At 59.3% G+C, this 18,599-nt stretch carries 16 protein-coding genes; 1 reads left to right on the top strand and 15 read right to left on the bottom strand.

Annotated features, from left to right (window positions below; all coding sequences use genetic code 11):
• Positions 1–7: 7 nt before the first annotated feature.
• Entirely contained in the window at positions 8–1,120 is a 1,113-nt protein-coding gene (locus tag AC07V4_RS15475; RefSeq protein ID WP_025855143.1) for an S-(hydroxymethyl)glutathione dehydrogenase/class III alcohol dehydrogenase, read from the bottom strand.
• Positions 1,121–1,229: 109 nt separating this feature from the next.
• On the opposite strand from AC07V4_RS15475, the gene AC07V4_RS15470 reads away from it, so the two are divergent.
• Positions 1,230–2,129, top strand: coding sequence for a LysR substrate-binding domain-containing protein (locus tag AC07V4_RS15470; protein WP_431751932.1), 900 nt, complete (start codon positions 1,230–1,232; stop codon positions 2,127–2,129).
• A 236-nt stretch (positions 2,130–2,365) separates the two neighbouring features.
• Here AC07V4_RS15470 and ispD read toward each other — a convergent pair whose 3' ends face one another.
• From ispD to AC07V4_RS15400, 14 genes are all read right to left on the bottom strand, one after another.
• Positions 2,366–3,073: a 2-C-methyl-D-erythritol 4-phosphate cytidylyltransferase gene (gene ispD, locus AC07V4_RS15465; RefSeq protein WP_492637034.1), complete on the bottom strand. Its 708-nt coding sequence runs from the start codon at positions 3,071–3,073 to the stop codon at positions 2,366–2,368.
• Complete coding sequence (gene ftsB, locus AC07V4_RS15460; RefSeq protein ID WP_057723188.1) at positions 3,070–3,348, bottom strand: cell division protein FtsB; 279 nt, start codon at positions 3,346–3,348, stop codon at positions 3,070–3,072. Before ftsB ends, ispD begins: the two co-directional genes overlap by 4 nt.
• Before the next feature lie 184 nt (positions 3,349–3,532).
• On the bottom strand, positions 3,533–4,822 hold the full coding sequence (eno, locus tag AC07V4_RS15455) for a phosphopyruvate hydratase (protein WP_123714904.1): 1,290 nt from the start codon (positions 4,820–4,822) through the stop codon (positions 3,533–3,535).
• Between the two features lie 157 nt (positions 4,823–4,979).
• Positions 4,980–5,825: a 3-deoxy-8-phosphooctulonate synthase gene (gene kdsA / locus AC07V4_RS15450; RefSeq protein ID WP_003189190.1), complete on the bottom strand. Its 846-nt coding sequence runs from the start codon at positions 5,823–5,825 to the stop codon at positions 4,980–4,982.
• A 5-nt stretch (positions 5,826–5,830) separates the two neighbouring features.
• A complete protein-coding gene (gene pyrG, locus AC07V4_RS15445; protein WP_492637035.1) occupies positions 5,831–7,462 on the bottom strand; it encodes a CTP synthase in 1,632 nt (543 codons plus the stop codon).
• Between the two features lie 273 nt (positions 7,463–7,735).
• Positions 7,736–9,055 carry a tRNA lysidine(34) synthetase TilS gene (tilS, locus tag AC07V4_RS15440; RefSeq protein WP_492637036.1) on the bottom strand — a complete coding sequence of 440 codons (1,320 nt, stop codon included), beginning with the start codon at positions 9,053–9,055 and terminating at the stop codon, positions 7,736–7,738.
• 175 nt (positions 9,056–9,230) lie between these two features.
• Complete coding sequence (locus AC07V4_RS15435; protein ID WP_431750495.1) at positions 9,231–10,178, bottom strand: acetyl-CoA carboxylase carboxyltransferase subunit alpha; 948 nt, start codon at positions 10,176–10,178, stop codon at positions 9,231–9,233.
• Positions 10,179–10,306: 128 nt separating this feature from the next.
• Positions 10,307–13,828 (bottom strand): DNA polymerase III subunit alpha, encoded by a 3,522-nt coding sequence (gene dnaE / locus AC07V4_RS15430; protein WP_492637037.1) that lies wholly within the window; start codon positions 13,826–13,828, stop codon positions 10,307–10,309.
• A 75-nt stretch (positions 13,829–13,903) separates the two neighbouring features.
• Entirely contained in the window at positions 13,904–14,536 is a 633-nt protein-coding gene (rnhB, locus tag AC07V4_RS15425; RefSeq protein ID WP_492637038.1) for a ribonuclease HII, read from the bottom strand.
• Positions 14,533–15,672: a lipid-A-disaccharide synthase gene (lpxB, locus tag AC07V4_RS15420; protein WP_492637039.1), complete on the bottom strand. Its 1,140-nt coding sequence runs from the start codon at positions 15,670–15,672 to the stop codon at positions 14,533–14,535. The genes rnhB and lpxB overlap by 4 nt, the downstream gene beginning before the upstream one ends.
• A 2-nt stretch (positions 15,673–15,674) precedes the next feature.
• Positions 15,675–16,451, bottom strand: a complete 777-nt coding sequence (lpxA, locus tag AC07V4_RS15415) for an acyl-ACP--UDP-N-acetylglucosamine O-acyltransferase (RefSeq protein WP_492637040.1) — start codon at positions 16,449–16,451, stop codon at positions 15,675–15,677.
• Positions 16,448–16,888 carry a 3-hydroxyacyl-ACP dehydratase FabZ gene (gene fabZ / locus AC07V4_RS15410; RefSeq protein ID WP_003172281.1) on the bottom strand — a complete coding sequence of 147 codons (441 nt, stop codon included), beginning with the start codon at positions 16,886–16,888 and terminating at the stop codon, positions 16,448–16,450. The genes lpxA and fabZ overlap by 4 nt, the downstream gene beginning before the upstream one ends.
• A gap of 111 nt (positions 16,889–16,999) precedes the next feature.
• The gene (gene lpxD / locus AC07V4_RS15405; protein ID WP_431750967.1) at positions 17,000–18,055 is read right to left on the bottom strand and encodes a UDP-3-O-(3-hydroxymyristoyl)glucosamine N-acyltransferase; all 1,056 of its coding nucleotides are present in this window, start codon (positions 18,053–18,055) and stop codon (positions 17,000–17,002) included.
• A gap of 3 nt (positions 18,056–18,058) precedes the next feature.
• Positions 18,059–18,562: an OmpH/Skp family outer membrane protein gene (locus tag AC07V4_RS15400; protein ID WP_003172279.1), complete on the bottom strand. Its 504-nt coding sequence runs from the start codon at positions 18,560–18,562 to the stop codon at positions 18,059–18,061.
• Positions 18,563–18,599 lie beyond the last annotated feature (37 nt).

Here is an 18,599-nt window from a genome sequence, read left to right as displayed (position 1 = left end):
GCCGACCTCAGAAGTGGATGACGGTACGAATGCTCTTGCCTTCATGCATCAGGTCAAACGCTTTGTTGATGTCTTCCAGGCCCATGGTGTGGGTGATGAAGGTATCCAGCGGGATCTCGCCGGTCTGGGCCATTTCCACATAGCTTGGCAGCTCGGTACGACCGCGTACGCCGCCGAATGCCGAACCGCGCCAGACGCGACCGGTGACCAGTTGGAAGGGACGAGTAGCGATTTCCTGGCCGGCACCGGCCACACCGATGATCACCGACTCGCCCCAGCCTTTGTGGCAGCACTCAAGGGCCGCGCGCATCAGTTGCACGTTGCCGATGCACTCGAAGGAAAAGTCCACACCGCCGTCGGTCAAGTCGACGATGACGTCCTGGATCGGGCGATCGTAATCTTTCGGGTTGATGCAGTCGGTGGCGCCCAGCTGTTTGGCTATTTCGAATTTGGCCGGGTTGATGTCGATGGCAATGATGCGACCCGCCTTGGCTTTGACTGCACCGATCACTGCCGACAGGCCGATACCGCCCAGACCGAAGATCGCCACGGTGTCGCCCGGCTTGACCTTGGCGGTGTTGATCACTGCACCGATACCGGTGGTGACGCCGCAGCCCAGCAGGCAGACTTTTTCCAGCGGCGCTTCTTTAGGGATCTTGGCCACGGAGATTTCCGGCAGCACGGTGTACTCGGAAAACGTCGAGGTACCCATGTAGTGGAAAATCGGCTGGCCCTTGTAGGAGAAACGCGTGGTGCCATCGGGCATCAAACCTTTGCCCTGGGTGGAGCGGATCGCCTGGCACAGGTTGGTCTTGCCCGACAGGCAGAATTTGCACTTGCCACATTCCGGGGTGTACAGCGGGATCACATGGTCGCCCACGGCCACCGAGGTCACACCCTCTCCGATCGCTTCAACCACCGCACCGCCTTCATGGCCGAGGATCGACGGGAAGATACCTTCCGGATCAGCGCCCGACAGGGTGTAGGCGTCGGTATGGCACACGCCGGACGCGACTACGCGCAACAGCACCTCGCCAGCCTTGGGCATGGCCACATCCACTTCAACGATCTCAAGGGGCTTCTTGGCTTCGAAGGCTACGGCGGCGCGGGACTTGATCATCCGGGTTTCTCCTGGGAATTGAAAACTGAGGCGGTGAGTGTAAAACACCGCCTATTGATGAATAATCTAGGCAAAAGCAAAACATTATTGCTGCACAGGGACAATCGATATGCTGGAAAATCGCTGGGAAGGCATCGATGAGTTCGTTGCGGTCGCAGAATGCAGCCAGTTCACCGCCGCCGCCGAACGCCTTGGGGTGTCGTCGTCCCATATCAGCCGCCAAGTGGCACGCCTGGAAGAGCGACTGCAGACGCGGTTGCTGTATCGCAGTACGCGCAAGGTGACCCTGACCGAAGCTGGCCAGACCTTCCTGCAGCACTGCCAGCGTTTGCAGGACGGCCGCGAAGAAGCGCTGCGCGCGGTGGGCGACCTCACCAGCGAACCCAAAGGCATGTTGCGCATGACCTGCGCGGTGGCTTACGGCGAGCGGTTTATCGTGCCGTTGGTGACGCGGTTCATGGCGCTGTATCCGCAATTACGCGTGGATATCGAGCTGACCAATCGCCAGCTGGACCTGGTGCATGAGGGCCTGGACTTGGCGATCCGACTGGGACGCTTGCAAGACTCACGCATGGTCGCCAGCCGGCTCGCACCCCGTCGTATGTATTTGTGCGCATCACCGTCCTACCTTGCGCGGTACGGTCGGCCACATAGCTTGTCGGAATTGAGTCGGCATAACTGCCTGATCGGCAGCTCGGATATCTGGCAACTGGCCCAGGACGGGCGCGAGTTTTCTCAACGTGTGCAGGGCAACTGGCGCTGCAACAGTGGCCAGGCAGTGCTGGATGCGGCGCTGCAAGGGGTTGGGTTGTGCCAACTGCCGGACTATTACGTGCTGGAACATTTGCACAGCGGCGCGTTGGTGTCGTTGCTGGAAGCGCATCAGCCGCCGAACACGGCGGTGTGGGCGTTGTATCCGCAGCAACGGCATTTGTCGCCGAAGGTCAGGAAACTGGTGGATTTTTTAAAGGAAGGTCTGGCTGAGCGGCCGGAGTACAGCAGTGGATAATTAAGTGTCGGGACGGGCCTCATCGCGGGCAAGCCCGGCTCCCACACTTGACCGAGTTGCCTGGGGAGAAGGAGAACCCATGTGGGAGCTGGCTTGCCTGCGATGAAGTCGACCCGGTGCGACTGGCTACCCACAGGCAAACCTACCCCCTCCACACCAGACCGAGTTGTCTGGGGAGAAGGAAAACCCATGTGGGAGCTGGCTTGCCTGCGATGAAGTCGACCCGGTTTAACTGACTACCGTCGGTTAGCCCACCGCAACCGCAACCACTCCAGATCCTCTGGCCGAGTCACCTTGATGTTGTCCGAGCGCCCTTCAATCAAGCGCGGCGCCTGGCCGGACCATTCCATCGCTGACGCCTCATCGGTGATCACGGCATCCGCCACCAAGCTGTCGGCCAATGCGCGATGCAGCGCCCCCAGGCGAAACATCTGCGGCGTGTAGGCCTGCCAGATCAGGCTGCGGTCGACGGTCTCCATCACCCGACCCTGCTTGTCGACACGCTTGAGCGTATCGCGAGCCGGTACGGCCAGCAGGCCGCCGACCGGGTCATCCGCCAGTTCAATCAGGAGTTTGTCGAGATCATCACGGCTCAGGTTGGGCCGCGCAGCATCGTGCACCAACACCCAATCGTCGTCGCTGGCGCCCAGGGCGTTGAGTTGCAGCAGTGCATTGAGCACCGAACCCGAACGTTCCGAACCACCGTCCGCACGATGGATGCGAGCGTCGGCAGCACATGCCAGCGCAGGCCAATAAGGATCATCTGAAGCCAGACTGACCACCAGCCCCTTGAGGGACGGATGATCGAGAAAACAGCCGAGGCTGTGTTCGAGAATAGTGCGCCCACCCAGTTGCAGATATTGCTTGGGACGGTCCGCAGCCATACGGGCACCAACGCCCGCGGCAGGAATCACGGCCCAGAAGGCCGGTAGACGGTAGCTCATTGGGCCAACTGGTAGAGGGTTTCACCCTCCTTGACCATGCCCAACTCATGACGGGCCCGCTCTTCAACGGTCTCCGTACCTTTTTTCAGCTCGAGCACTTCGGCATCAAGGACCCGATTGCGCTCCAGCAAACGTTCGTTTTCGGCGTGCTGGTCGGCAATCTGCTGGGTCAGTTCTTCTACCTGCGCAAAACTGCCATTACCGACCCATAGGCGGTACTGCAGGCCAGCCAGCAACAAGAGCAAGACGAGGAACAACCAATTGGGACTGCGCATCGAAATCCGGGTATCCAGTGAAAAAAGCCAGCCATGTAGAACTTTTGCAGCAACTGATAGCACGAAGCCTGGAAGAACCAGGCTTGTGCTAGATAGCCATCAGATTAGCGTTGAAATCCACACTGTCGTGTTTTTTCCGACGCCATCCGCCGACTTTTTACCATGCTTTACCATCAAGTAGCGATCAGCCGCGAAACTCACCGCGACCGTTGTACTTGGCTTTACCTGCCAGTTGCTCTTCGATACGCAGCAATTGGTTGTACTTGGAGACGCGGTCGGAACGGCACAGGGAACCCGTCTTGATCTGGCCCGCCGAGGTGCCCACAGCCAGGTCGGCAATGGTCGAGTCTTCGGTTTCGCCGGAGCGGTGGGAGATCACGGCGGTGTAGCCCGCAGCCTTGGCCATCTGGATGGCTTCCAGGGTTTCGGTCAGGGTGCCGATCTGGTTGAACTTGATCAGGATCGAGTTGGCGATCTTTTTGTCGATGCCTTCTTTCAGGATCTTGGTGTTGGTCACGAACAGGTCGTCGCCCACCAGTTGGATTTTCTCACCGATCTTGTCGGTGAGGACTTTCCAGCCCGCCCAGTCAGACTCGTCCAGGCCGTCTTCGATCGAGATGATCGGATAACGCTCGGTCAGGCCTTTGAGGTAGTCGGCAAAACCTTCGGAAGTGAACACGTGGCCTTCACCGGACAGGTTGTATTTACCGTCCTCGTAGAACTCGCTGGCCGCGCAGTCCAGGGCCAGGGTCACGTCGGTGCCCAGCTTGTAGCCAGCGTTGGCCACGGCTTCGGAGATCACTTTCAGTGCATCTTCGTTGGACGCCAGGTTCGGTGCGAAACCACCTTCGTCACCCACGGCAGTGCTCAGGCCACGGGCCTTCAGGACAGCCTTGAGGTGATGGAAAATCTCGGTGCCCATGCGCAGGCCTTCGGAGAAGGTCTTGGCGCCAACCGGCTGCACCATGAATTCCTGGATATCGACGTTGTTATCGGCGTGCTCGCCACCGTTGATGATGTTCATCATCGGTACCGGCATCGAGTACACACCCGGCGTACCGTTCAGGTTGGCGATATGGGCGTACAGCGGCAGGTCCTGGTCCTGGGCAGCGGCCTTGGCAGCGGCCAGGGACACGGCGAGGATGGCGTTGGCACCCAGGCTGCCTTTGTTTTCGGTGCCGTCGAGCTTGATCATCGCGTGGTCCAGGGCTTTCTGGTCCAGCGGGTCCTTGCCCAGCAACAGGTCACGGATCGGGCCGTTGATGTTCGCTACAGCTTTGAGTACACCTTTGCCCAGGTAACGGCTCTTGTCGCCATCACGCAGTTCCAGCGCTTCGCGCGAACCGGTGGAAGCACCGGACGGCGCGCAGGCGCTGCCGATGATGCCGTTATCGAGAAGCACGTCGGCTTCGACGGTGGGGTTGCCACGGGAGTCGAGAACTTCACGACCTTTGATGTCGACGATTTTTGCCATTGTTGTAAACACTCCAAAGTTGACGAAAACGACGCAGCTGAAGGAAAACTTTTGACCGACCGCAAGGGTGGAACAACGGGGCAGGCTTGCAGGCGACAAGGCTCAGGCCCGCAGGCCTGAGCGTAAAACGAGGGAAAGTCTACCGGAGAAACCGCCGTTACGCGGTTTCTACCGTCGGAAAACTCTTGACCAGTTCGTCCAACTGCTTGAGCTGGGCCAGGAACGGCTCCAGCTTGTCCAGGCGCAGGGCGCAAGGACCGTCGCACTTGGCGTTGTCCGGGTCCGGGTGGGCTTCCAGGAACAGGCCGGCCAGGGACTGGCTCATACCCGCCTTGGCCAGGTCGGTGACCTGGGCACGACGCCCACCGGCGGAGTCCGAGCGACCACCGGGCATTTGCAGCGCATGGGTCACGTCGAAGAATACCGGGTATTCGAACTGTTTCATGATGCCGAAACCGAGCATGTCCACCACGAGGTTGTTGTAGCCGAAGCTCGAACCACGCTCGCAGAGGATCAACTGGTCGTTACCCGCTTCCACGCACTTGCTCAGGATGTGTTTCATCTCCTGCGGCGCGAGGAACTGGGCTTTCTTGATATTGATCACAGCGCCGGTCTTGGCCATCGCGACCACGAGGTCGGTCTGGCGCGACAGGAAGGCCGGCAACTGGATGATGTCGCACACCTCGGCGACCACGGCAGCCTGCTCAGGCTCGTGGACGTCGGTGATGATCGGCACACCGAAAGCTTGCTTGATGTCCTGGAAGATCCGCATGCCTTCTTCAAGGCCCGGGCCGCGATAGGAGGTCACGGACGAACGGTTGGCCTTGTCGAAGCTGGCTTTGAACACGTAGGGGATACCCAGTTTCTGGGTGACCCGCACGTACTCTTCACAGACCTGCATCGCCATGTCGCGGCTTTCCAGCACGTTCATGCCGCCAAACAGCACCATGGGCTTGTCGTTGGCAATCTCGATGTCGCCTACGCGAATGATCTTCTGGGCCATCAGGGTTACGCCTTCTTCTGATGTTGCGTCAGTGCTGCCTTGACGAAACCGCTGAACAACGGGTGACCGTCTCGCGGAGTCGAGGTGAACTCAGGGTGGAACTGGCAGGCCACGAACCACGGATGATCCGGCGCCTCGACCACTTCAACCAGCTTGCCATCGCCGGAACGACCGGAGATTTTCAGGCCGGCTTCTTTGATCTGCGGCAGCAGGTTGTTGTTCACTTCGTAGCGGTGACGGTGACGCTCGACGATCACGTCCTTGCCATAGCAGTCGTGGACCAGCGAGCCGGCTTCCAGCAGGCAGTCCTGTGCGCCAAGGCGCATGGTGCCGCCCAGGTCGGACGTCTCGGTACGGGTTTCAACAGCGCCGGTGGCGTCTTCCCACTCGGTGATCAAGCCCACGACCGGGTGGCCGCTGGTGTGATCGAACTCGGTGGAGTTGGCGTCTTTCCAGCCCAGCACGTTACGGGCGAACTCGATAACGGCCACTTGCATACCCAGGCAGATACCCAGGTACGGCACCTTGTTCTCACGAGCGTACTGAACGGCGGTGATCTTGCCTTCCACGCCACGCAGGCCGAAACCGCCCGGAACGAGGATCGCGTCCACACCTTCAAGCAGGGCAGTGCCCTGGTTCTCGATGTCTTCGGAGTCGATGTAGCGCAGGTTGACCTTGGTACGGTTGCTGATACCGGCGTGGCTCATCGCTTCGATCAGCGACTTGTACGCGTCCAGCAGTTCCATGTACTTGCCGACCATGGCGATGGTGACTTCATGCTCGGGATTGAGCTTGGCGTCGACCACGGCGTCCCACTCGGACAGGTCCGCACCGCCGCACTGCAAGCCGAAACGCTCGACCACAAAATCATCCAGGCCTTGCGAATGCAGGATGCCCGGGATTTTGTAGATGGTGTCGGCGTCTTCCAGCGCGATCACCGCACGTTCTTCAACGTTGGTGAATTGCGCGATCTTGCGACGCGAGGAAATGTCGATCGGATGATCGGAGCGGCAAACCAGCACGTCCGGCTGCAGGCCGATGGAGCGCAGCTCCTTGACCGAGTGCTGGGTTGGCTTGGTTTTGGTTTCGCCGGCGGTAGCGATGTACGGCACCAAGGTGAGGTGCATCAGCATCGCGCGCTTGGCGCCGACTTCGAAACGCAACTGGCGGATGGCTTCGAGGAACGGTTGGGATTCGATGTCACCCACGGTGCCACCGATCTCGACCATCGCCACGTCGGCATCGCCTGCACCCTTGATGATACGGCGCTTGATTTCGTCGGTGATGTGCGGGATCACCTGGATGGTTGCACCCAGGTAGTCACCACGGCGCTCTTTGCGCAGCACGTGCTCGTAGACACGGCCAGTGGTGAAGTTGTTGTTCTGGGTCATGGTCGTGCGGATGAACCGCTCGTAGTGGCCCAGGTCCAGGTCGGTCTCGGCGCCGTCGTGGGTGACGAACACTTCACCGTGCTGGAACGGGCTCATGGTGCCCGGGTCAACGTTGATGTACGGGTCCAGCTTGAGCATGGTGACCTTAAGTCCCCGCGCCTCCAGGATGGCCGCCAATGAAGCGGAGGCAATGCCTTTCCCCAATGAAGAAACAACACCGCCCGTGACGAATATGTAGCGCGTCATGAAAAACCCTAGAAGTCTGCGTTAAAGCGGTCCGAGCCGCCGGGGAAAGCGAAGGAAGGCCGAAGCCCCCGATCACCTGCATTAATCACAGTGCACCTTTCAAAAAAACCGCCGCGTGGTGACAGACCAGCAATGAAACACCGGTACGTTGATCGCTACACATTTTTTGGAATCGCCCAGCAAAGACTGCTTGGTAATCGGCAACTGCTGCGATTCAGGAGAATCCACAGAAGTTGTATCAAGAAGGGAGCGTAGTCTACCGGAAAGGCTCTATCAGCTCAAACCTTGATCGCAGTTCTGTGGCAACCAATGTAATTTCCAGCCATCCACCGGGCTGGACCATAGCCCCGCAAGGGTTGGGACAGCCAGCAATTGCTCCCCCCGATACAGCAGCGGCAATCTGCCACGCACGAACCCCGGCAAACCACTTTCGTTGAGCAAGCGCTTCAGGTCACGCCTGCCACGGCCTGGCACTTCCATGATTTCGCCGCCGTGACGATAGCGGACCTCCAATGGGCCTGCGGGGGCGGTGCCGATAAATTTCAAATGCCCGTTGCCGGATAACTCTAGTGGGTTTTGCGGGTGTGACCAGCTCACCGCTGCGTCGGAAAATGCCTGCCAAGCGACAGGCAACCACCAGACACGCTCACCACAGCGATGAAGCTGACCGTCGGCAAGGTGCCATAACGGCTGTGCGTCGCCCTTGGCATCGCGCAAGGAATACCAGCCAGCCCAATGATCGCTATCGGGCAAGCGCGTCAGCGGCGCCAGCCAGTGACGCAGGGCGTTGCGCTGACGAGCGTCGGAAAGTGTCCGAAGTGAAGCAAGGGCCAGTGACGGCAAGGGCAACCAGGGAAATGGCGAAGGCTGATCGGCAGTGTGCAGGTCCATCTGCGCCAATTCATCCAGCAGCCCTTGAGCCTCATGCAAATGCTCGGCGCTGCGGAACAAGTTGGAAACGGCTTGCGGCCAGCGCTCTGTCAGCGCCGGAAATACGCGGTGGCGCAGGTAATTACGGGAAAATCGCAAATCTGCGTTGGAAGGATCTTCGATCCACTTGAGCTGCTGACCACGTGCGTAGGCCTCCAACTCTTCACGCGAGACATCCAGCAACGGCCGCAGCAGATACCCCCTCGCCAACGGACGCTGCACGGCCATGGCCGCCAACCCTCGCACCCCGGCCCCACGCAACAGGCGAAACATCAGGGTTTCTGCTTGATCATCGCGATGCTGGCCCGTGAGCAAGACCTCCCCTACCCCCGTCACCTCGGCAAACGCCCGATAACGCGCGTCACGGGCCGAACGCTCAAGGCTTGCACCCGGCTGAACCTGCACGCGCATGACGTGCAAGGGCACGCCAAGACTGTCGCACACTGACTGGCAATGGCTGGGCCAGGCATCGGCCGCAGCTTGCAGGCCATGATGGACATGGATGGCATTAAGCGGCGGGAGCGTTTCGGTTTTTGCCAGAGAGGCCAGAAGGTGCAGCAGGACGGTGGAATCAAGCCCACCGGAAAATGCGATATGCCAGGCCGGGGCGTTGCGCCAGGGGGCTAGGGTTTGCAGGAGTTTGGCGTGCAAAGTTGGTTTCATCACACATTATCGCCGCAAATCTGAAATACATTGGCAAAGCATGCACAAAGCAAATGTGGGAGCTGGCTTGCCTGCGATGCAATCACCTCGATACATCAGTTACACCGAGGTGATGCTATCGCAGGCAAGCCAGCTCCCACAAAAGCCAGCGCCCACATTGGGTGCTGCGTTGGCCTTAGAGACCGTAGCTCATCAGACGCTCGTAACGACGGGCCAGCAGCGCTTCGTTGTCCAGCTTCTTGAGCATCGCCAGTTGCGAGCCCAGTTCAGCGCGGATAGTCGCCGCAGCGGCAGCCGGGTCACGGTGAGCGCCGCCCAATGGCTCGGCGATCACTTTGTCCACGATACCCAGGCCTTTGAGGCGATCAGCGGTGATACCCATGGCTTCTGCAGCGTCCGGTGCCTTTTCTGCGGTTTTCCACAGGATCGAAGCACAACCTTCCGGCGAGATCACCGCGTAGGTCGAATACTGCAGCATGTTCAACTGGTCGCAGACGCCGATAGCCAGTGCACCGCCGGAACCACCTTCACCAATCACGGTGGCGATGATCGGGGTTTTCAGGCGCGCCATGACGCGCAGGTTCCAGGCAATCGCCTCGCTCTGGTTGCGCTCTTCAGCGTCGATGCCTGGGTAAGCACCCGGCGTATCGATGAAGGTCAGGATCGGCATCTTGAAGCGCTCAGCCATCTCCATCAGGCGGCAAGCCTTGCGATAGCCTTCCGGACGCGGCATGCCGAAGTTGCGACGGACTTTCTCGCGCACTTCACGGCCTTTCTGGTGACCGATCACCATCACCGGTTGGTCGTCCAGGCGAGCGATACCGCCCACGATGGCCGCGTCGTCGGAGAAGTGGCGGTCGCCATGCAGCTCGTCGAACTCGGTGAAGATATGGTCAATGTAGTCCAGGGTGTATGGACGGCGCGGGTGGCGAGCCAGGCGCGCGATCTGCCAACTGGTCAGCTTGCCGAAGATGTCTTCGGTCAGCGTTTTGCTCTTGTCTTGCAGGCGGGAGATTTCATCGCCGATATTCAGCGAATTGTCATTGCCGACCAGGCGCAGCTCTTCGATCTTGGCTTGCAGGTCAGCGATCGGCTGTTCGAAATCAAGAAAATTCGGGTTCATAAGCGTCCGTCTTGGGTCGACGGCCAAGGAGTGCCTGGCCAGCCGGTTGTCTATTCGCGCCCTACCTTAAGGGAGAGGCGCGTTTAGGTCGAGATTAAATGTTCAGCCGAGGTCAGGTGCTCTGACCGTCAGCGGTATTGGAGGAAGACGTTGTCTCGCCCGAACTGGTCACGCAAAGCTTGAATCAAGCCATCCGCAGGGTCAATTCGCCACGTCTCGCCGAACTGCAACATCGCCTTGGCGTCGTTACCGGTGTATTCCATGGTCACAGGACACGCGCCACGGTGACGTTTGAGCAGGTCACCCAACCAGCGTAGCTGATCGCCCTTGAGCGCCTCGGTTTTGACCTTCAAGCGCAGGCTTTCCGCAAGGTTGGTACGGGCATCTTCCATGCTCATCACCCGCTTGATCCGCAGGCGCAAGCCACCGGAGAAGTCATCATTGCTGACCTCCCCTTCCACCACCACCATGGCGTCGGTCTGCAGCAGCGACTGGGCAGAGTGGAACGCATCGGCAAACAGCGACGCCTCGATCCGTCCCGAACGGTCGTCAAGGGTGATGAAACCCATCTTGTCGCCCTTCTTGTTCTTCATCACTCGCAGGGCGATGATCATGCCGGCGACAGTCTGGGTATCCCGTGCAGGCTTCAGGTCAATGATGCGCTGACGGGCGAAACGACGGATTTCCCCTTCGTATTCGTCTATCGGATGACCGGTAAGGTACAGGCCCAAGGTGTCTTTCTCACCTTTGAGGCGCTCCTTGAGGGTCAGCTCCTTGGCCTTGCGGTGGTTCGCGTACACATCGGCGTCTTCTTCGACGAACAACCCACCAAACAAGTCAGCGTGACCGCTGTCATGGGTACGGGCAGTCTGTTCGGCGGCCTTGATCGCTTCTTCCATGGCGGTCAACAGTACCGCACGGTTGCGGTCGATGTTGGCCTGGTAAGCCTTCGGCTCATCATGAAAATAGGGGCCGAGACGGTCGAGGGCACCGCTGCGGATCAGGCCATCAAGGGTTCTCTTGTTGATGCGCTTGAGGTCAACCCGCGCGCAGAAGTCGAACAAGTCCTTGAACGGCCCGTCCTGGCGCACTTCGGTGATGGCTTCCACCGGGCCTTCACCCACGCCCTTGATCGCGCCCAGGCCATAAATGATACGGCCTTCGTCGTTCACCGTGAACTTGAACTCCGAGGCGTTCACGTCCGGCGCATCGAGGCGCAGCTTCATGGTGCGCACTTCCTCGATCAAGGTCACGACCTTGTCGGTGTTATGCATGTCCGCCGAAAGTACCGCCGCCATGAACGGCGCCGGGTAGTGGGCTTTCAGCCAGGCAGTCTGGTACGACACCAGGCCATAGGCGGCGGAGTGGGATTTGTTGAAGCCGTAACCGGCGAATTTTTCCACCAGATCGAAAATGTTACCGGCCAGATCGGCATCGATATTGTTGGTGGCGCAACCTTCAATGAAACCGCCGCGCTGCTTGGCCATCTCCTCGGGCTTTTTCTTACCCATCGCACGACGCAGCATGTCCGCGCCACCGAGGGTGTAGCCAGCCATCACCTGGGCGATCTGCATCACCTGTTCCTGGTACAGGATGATGCCGTAGGTCGGCGCCAGTACTGGCTTGAGGCCCTCGTACTGATAGTCGGAGTGCGGGTACGCCAGCTCGGCACGGCCGTGCTTACGGTTGATGAAGTCATCCACCATGCCCGATTGCAAAGGCCCCGGACGGAACAGGGCCACCAGTGCGATCAAGTCTTCCAGGCAGTCAGGCTTGAGCTTCTTGATCAGCTCCTTCATGCCCCGGGACTCAAGCTGGAACACCGCCGTGGTTTCGGCTTTTTGCAGCAGGGCGTAGGTCGGTTTGTCGTCCAGCGGGATAAACGCAATATCCAGCGGCTCTTCATTGACCTTGGCGCGGTCGCGGTTGATGGTCTTGAGCGCCCAGTCGATGATCGTCAGGGTCCGCAGCCCCAGGAAGTCGAACTTCACCAGGCCGGCCGCTTCCACGTCGTCCTTGTCGAACTGGGTAACCAGACCATCGCCCTCTTCATCGCAATAGATCGGCGAGAAGTCGGTGAGCTTGGTCGGGGCAATAACCACGCCACCGGCGTGTTTACCGACGTTACGCACCACACCTTCGAGCTTGCGGGCCATGTCCCAGATTTCGGCGGCTTCTTCATCGACCTTGATGAAGTCACGCAGGATTTCTTCCTGCTCAAACGCCTTTTCCAGGGTCATGCCGACTTCGAACGGGATCATCTTCGACAGGCGGTCTGCCAAGCCGTAGGACTTGCCCTGCACACGGGCCACGTCACGGATTACAGCTTTCGCCGCCATGGAACCGAAAGTGATGATCTGGCTTACAGCGTTGCGGCCATATTTCTCGGCCACGTATTCGATCACACGGTCACGGCCGTCCATGCAAAAGTCGACGTCGAAGTCGGGCATGGAAACCCGTTCCGGGTTCAGGAACCGTTCGAACAGCAGGTCATATTCCAGCGGGTCGAGGTCGGTGATCTTCTGTACGTAAGCCACCAGCGAACCAGCACCTGACCCCCGGCCTGGACCAACCGGCACGCCGTTGTTCTTGGCCCACTGGATAAAGTCCATCACGATCAGGAAGTAACCGGGGAACCCCATCTGGATAATGATATCCAGCTCGAAATTCAGCCGATCGACGTACACTTGGCACTTGGCGTCGTAGTCTTCGGTGGTGTCCTTGGGCAGGAGAACGGTCAGCCGCTCCTCCAGCCCGTCGAAGGATACCTTGCGGAAATACTCGTCGATGGTCATGCCATCGGGAATCGGGAAGTTGGGCAGGAAGTGCTTGCCCAGCTTCACTTCAATGTTGCAGCGCTTGGCGATCTCGACCGAGTTTTCCAGGGCCTCGGGCAGGTCGCTGAACAGCTCAGCCATCTCCTCGGCACTTTTGAGGTATTGCTCTTCGCTGTAGTTTTTCGAGCGACGCGGGTCATCCAAGGCCCGGCCTTCGCCGATGCACACGCGAGTTTCGTGGGCTTCAAAATCTTCTTTCTTGATGAAACGCACATCGTTGGTCGCCACCAACGGCGCGCCGAGCTTGTCGGCCAGCGCCACGGCAGCGTGCAAATGCTCTTCATCGTTAGGACGGTTGGTGCGCTGGACTTCCAGGTAGAAACGCTCGGGGAAAACCTTCATCCACTCACTGGCCAGTACTTCAGCCTCCTGCGGATTACCGCCGAGCAGCGCGATACCGATCTCGCCCTCCTTGGCCGCCGACAGCATGATCAGGCCTTCGCTGGCTTCGGCTACCCACTCGCGCTCGATGATGATCGAACCATTGCGCTGACCGTCGATAAAACCACGGGAAATCAGTTCGGTGAGGTTGCGATAACCGACGCCGTTCATCGCCAGCAGGCTGATGCGACTCAGGGGGTTATCCGGGTCTTTGTTGGACAGCCACAAGTCGGCGCCACAGATCGGCTTGATCCCGGCGCCCATGGCGTTCTTGTAGAACTTGACCAGGGAGCACATGTTGTTCTGATCGGTCACCGCCACCGCAGGCATGTTCATGCCCACCAGGGTTTTGACCAGCGGTTTGATCCGTACCAGGCCGTCGACCAGGGAGTACTCAGTGTGCAGGCGTAGATGAACGAATGAAGCCGGCATAGTGATCCTGTCTTATACGTGGAAACAACAAGGCCCGGATTGTACCGGGCCTTGAGCAAAACATCAGCCTCGCGACTACACCTCGTTGAGGCTCTCCCGCGCCTCGTAGGCCAGGCGAACCGGGGCGAACGAGCGGCGGTGGATCGGCGTTGGCCCCAGGCGAGCCAAGGCTTCCAGATGAACGGGCGTGGGATAACCCTTATGGCCGCCGATGCCGTAGCCGGGGTAGATCAATTCGAAAGCCGCCATTTCGCGGTCCCGGCTGACCTTGGCCAGGATCGAGGCCGCAGCGATGGCAGGAACCTTGCTGTCGCCCTTGACGACCGCTTCAGCCGGCATCGTCAATTTCGGGCAACGGTTGCCGTCGATCATCGCCATTTTTGGCGTGATGTGCAGGCCCTCGACGGCGCGCTGCATGGCCAGCATGGTGGCATGGAGAATATTAAGCTCGTCGATTTCCTCGACTTCAGCCCGAGCAATATGCCAGCTCAGGGCCTTCTCACAGATCTCGTCGAAGAGCTTCTCGCGGCGCGCTTCTGTAAGTTTTTTCGAGTCGTTGAGACCGAGGATCGGACGGTTCGGATCGAGAATCACCGCCGCCGTGACGACAGCACCGCAGAGCGGGCCGCGTCCGACTTCATCAACGCCGGCCACCAACTCGTGGGCTTCGGCAACCAGGCTGAAATCCAGCCCCATTTGCGTCGTCATAGGGTTTCCTGCTTTGCGCCGATCAAGGTGAGCACGGCATCCGCCGCCTGGTTCGACGCATCACGACGCAGGGTACGGTGAATATCGTCAAAACCGCGGGTCTGCTCCTCGCCGCCATCGATCAGGGGAAGTACGGTTTGCGCCAGGGCTTCAGGCGTCGCATCGTCCTGCAACAACTCCGGCACCAACAGGCGCTGGGCCAGCAGGTTAGGCAAGGAGATGTAGGGGCTTTTAACCATCCGCTTGAGAATCCAGAACGTCAGCGGCGCCAAGCGATAGGCCACGACCATCGGACGTTTGTACAGCAAGGCTTCCAAGGTCGCAGTACCCGAAGCGATCAGCACAGCATCACAGGCCGCCAGGGCCAGGTGCGACTGACCGTCCAAAAGCGTCAGTGGCAAGTTGCGATCTTCAAGCAGCGCCTCGATCTGCACGCGGCGTTGCGGGCTGGCGCACGGCAATACGAAGCGTACGCCGGGCTTCAGCGCCATCAACCGTTCAGCCGCATCAAAAAACAACGCGCCCAGCCGCCCGACTTCACCACCACGACTGCCGGGCATCAACGCCACAAGGGGACCATCGGCCAGGCCCAATTCGGCACGCGCGGCCGCACGATCAGCTTGCAGAGGGATGGTGTCGGCCAGCGTATGGCCCACAAAGCGCACCGGCACGCCCTTCTCTTCGTAGAATTTGGCTTCGAACGGCAGCAAGGTCAGCATCAAGTCGCAACCTTCGCGGATCTTCAGCACGCGCTTCTGCCGCCACGCCCACACGGATGGGCTGACATAATGCACGGTCTTGATGCCGGCCTGACGCAATTTGAGTTCGATGTTGAGGGTGAAGTCCGGCGCGTCGATTCCGATAAAGACGTCTGGCTTTTCTTCAATAAGTGTCTGGATCAGCAGTTTGCGGCGAGCCAGCAGCTCACGCAGTCGCCCCAGCACTTCCACCAAGCCCATGACCGACAAGCGCTCCATGGGAAAGTAGGAAGTGAGGCCTTCGGCCTGCATCAACGGCCCACCGACCCCAATAAACTCTACGGCAGGATGCTGGGCCTTGAGCGCCCGCATCAAACCAGCCCCCAGAATATCGCCGGAAGCTTCTCCGGCCACCAGCGCTATACGCAGATTGGCCATGATCAGCGGGTGATGCCGCGAGTCGACGCCTGGATCGAGTCCCGGAACACTGCCACTTCCGGAAACTGCGCTGCCGACTCGGCCAGTTCGGTCAATGCCTGCTCAACCATCAACCCCTGGCGGTAGACCACCTTGTAGGCGCGGCGCAGAGCGTGGATAGCGTCTTCGCTGAAACCACGACGGCGCATGCCTTCGAAGTTCATGCTGCGAGCTTCGGCAGGGTTGCCGAATACCGTAACGAATGCCGGAACATCCTTGCCGATTGCGGTGCCCATGCCGGAAAAGCTATGGGCGCCGATATGGCAGTACTGATGGACCAGGGTGAAACCGGACAGGATCGCCCAATCGTCAACGTGCACATGACCTGCCAACGCGGTGTTGTTGACCAGGATGCAGTGGTTACCGATCACGCTGTCATGACCGATATGCGCATAGGCCATGATCAGGTTGTGATCACCCAACGTGGTCTCGGCACGATCCTGCACGGTGCCACGATGAATGGTCACACCTTCACGGATGATGTTGTGATCACCGATTACCAGGCGTGTTTCTTCACCCTTGTACTTCATGTCCGGGGTGTCTTCGCCTACCGAGGAAAACTGGTAGATACGATTGTGTTTGCCAATGCGGGTCGGCCCCTTGAGGATCACGTGCGGCCCGATGACAGTCCCCTCGCCGATTTCAACACCTGCGCCGACGATCGACCAGGGGCCGACCTCAACGTCGGCGGCCAGTACGGCCGACGGATCGATGATTGCGCGAGGGTCAATCAAACTCATAGTTTGCGTTCCGCACAGATGATTTCAGCCGAGCACACCGGCTTGCCATCCACCGAGGCCTGGCATTCGAACTTCCAGATCTGGCGTTTGCAACTGATGAACTTGGCTTCCAGGATCAACTGATCGCCCGGCGTGACCGGGTTGCGGAAACGCAGCTTGTCGGAACCGACGAAGTAGTAAAGCGTGCCATCGGCAGGCTTGAGGTCGAGCATTTTGAAACCAAGGATACCGGCAGCCTGGGCCATTGCCTCAATGATCAGCACGCCTGGCATGATGGGATGCGCGGGAAAATGACCGTTGAAGAACGGTTCGTTGATGCTGACATTCTTGTAGGCACGAATGCGCTTTTCCTCGACATTGAGGTCCACTACGCGGTCCACCAGCAGGAACGGGTAACGGTGAGGCAGGTATTCGCGAATCTCGTTGATGTCCATCATTTCGGGGGGAAGCCTGTAATAAAGATTGGGGGCGGGCGAACTAAAAGCACGCCCCGCTAGCAAATCAAGGAGGCAGTCTAGCGGCTGTGCACACTTGATATGGAAATGGTATCAGCCTTCTGATGAAGCATTACCGCCAGGGGTCACGTCTCCAACACGCTTTTCCAGCTGTTTGAGGCGTCGGGCCATGTCGTCAAGCTGCCTCAGGCGCGCTGCACTTTTACGCCACTCAGCCGCTGGCTGCATGGCAGTACCGGAAGAGTAGGCACCCGGCTCGGTAATCGAGTGAGTAACCATGGTCATGCCGGTGATGAAGACGTTGTCGCAAATATCGATATGCCCTACCAGCCCTACACCGCCGGCAAGCATGCAATGTTTACCGATCTTGGTGCTGCCAGAGATGCCGACGCACGCCGCCATGGCGGTGTGATCGCCAATCTGCACGTTGTGGGCGATCTGGATCTGGTTGTCGAGCTTCACGCCGTTACCGATCACGGTATCGGCCAGAGCGCCGCGGTCCACTGCGGTGTTGACGCCAATTTCCACGTCATCGCCAATCAAAACACCACCCACCTGGGCGATTTTGTGCCAAACGCCTTTGGAGTTGGCAAAGCCAAAACCTTCGCCACCGATCACGGCACCCGACTGAATCACCACGCGCTCGCCGATGCGTACGTCGTGGTAAAGGGTGACACGAGGAGCCAGCCAGCCATCGGCACCGATTTCGCAGCGCGCGCCGATAAAGCAGTGGGCCCCCACCGTCACGCCAGCAGCAATGCGCGCGCCACTCTCGATCACGGCAAACGCGCCAATGCTGGCCGCCGGGTCAACCTGGGCATCCTCGGCAATCACGGCAGAGGGATGAATACCGCCGGCCGCCTTGGGCTTTGGATCAAACAGGTGCGACGCTTTCGCGTACGACAGGTACGGGTCGGCCACCACCAGCGCATCCCCCGTATAACCCTCGGCATCAGCGGCCTTCAGCAACACGGCTGCGGCCTGGCAATCAACCAGGTATTTACGGTATTGGGGATTTGCGAGGAAGCTCAACTGAGCTGGGCCAGCCTCCTGCAAGGTGGCTAGCCCAGTGATTTCTTTCTCCGGGGAGCCGCGCAAGGCAGCTCCCAGGAACTCGGCCAACTCGCCGAGCTTGATAGTCGCGGTCATGGTTTACTTCAGCTGGTTCATGCGCTCGATCACCTGGCGGGTGATGTCGTATTGAGGCTTGACGTCGATCACGGCACCGCGCTCGAACACCAGGTCAAAGGCACCTTTCTTGATGACTTCTTCCACAGCGCTGTCGAGTTTCGGCTTGAGCTGCTTGAGCATTTCACGGTCAGCAACGGCCTTGGCTTCGTTCAGTTCCTTGGACTGGAACTGATAGTCACGAGCCTTTTGCTTGAATTCAAGCTCCAGACGCTCGCGCTCGCCTTGTTGCATCTTGTCGCCACCGGCTACCAGACGATCCTGGATACCCTTGGCACTGCTTTCCAGGGTCTTGAGCTTGGTCAGTTGCGGACCGAATTTTTTCTCGGCATCCACTGCGTATTTCTTGGCCGCATCGGATTCCAGCAGAGCCATCTGATAGTTCAGGACGGCGATTTTCATTTCGGCGAAGGCCGGGGTGGTTACCAGCACAGTTGCCAGCAGAACCAATTGAGTCAACTTACGCACGATGCACTCCTACAGAATCCGTTGTCGTTATCTTGGG

It is taken from the genome of Pseudomonas sp. GW821-FHT03A09 (assembly GCF_059421065.1).
This window is presented reverse-complemented; position numbering and strand designations above follow the sequence as displayed.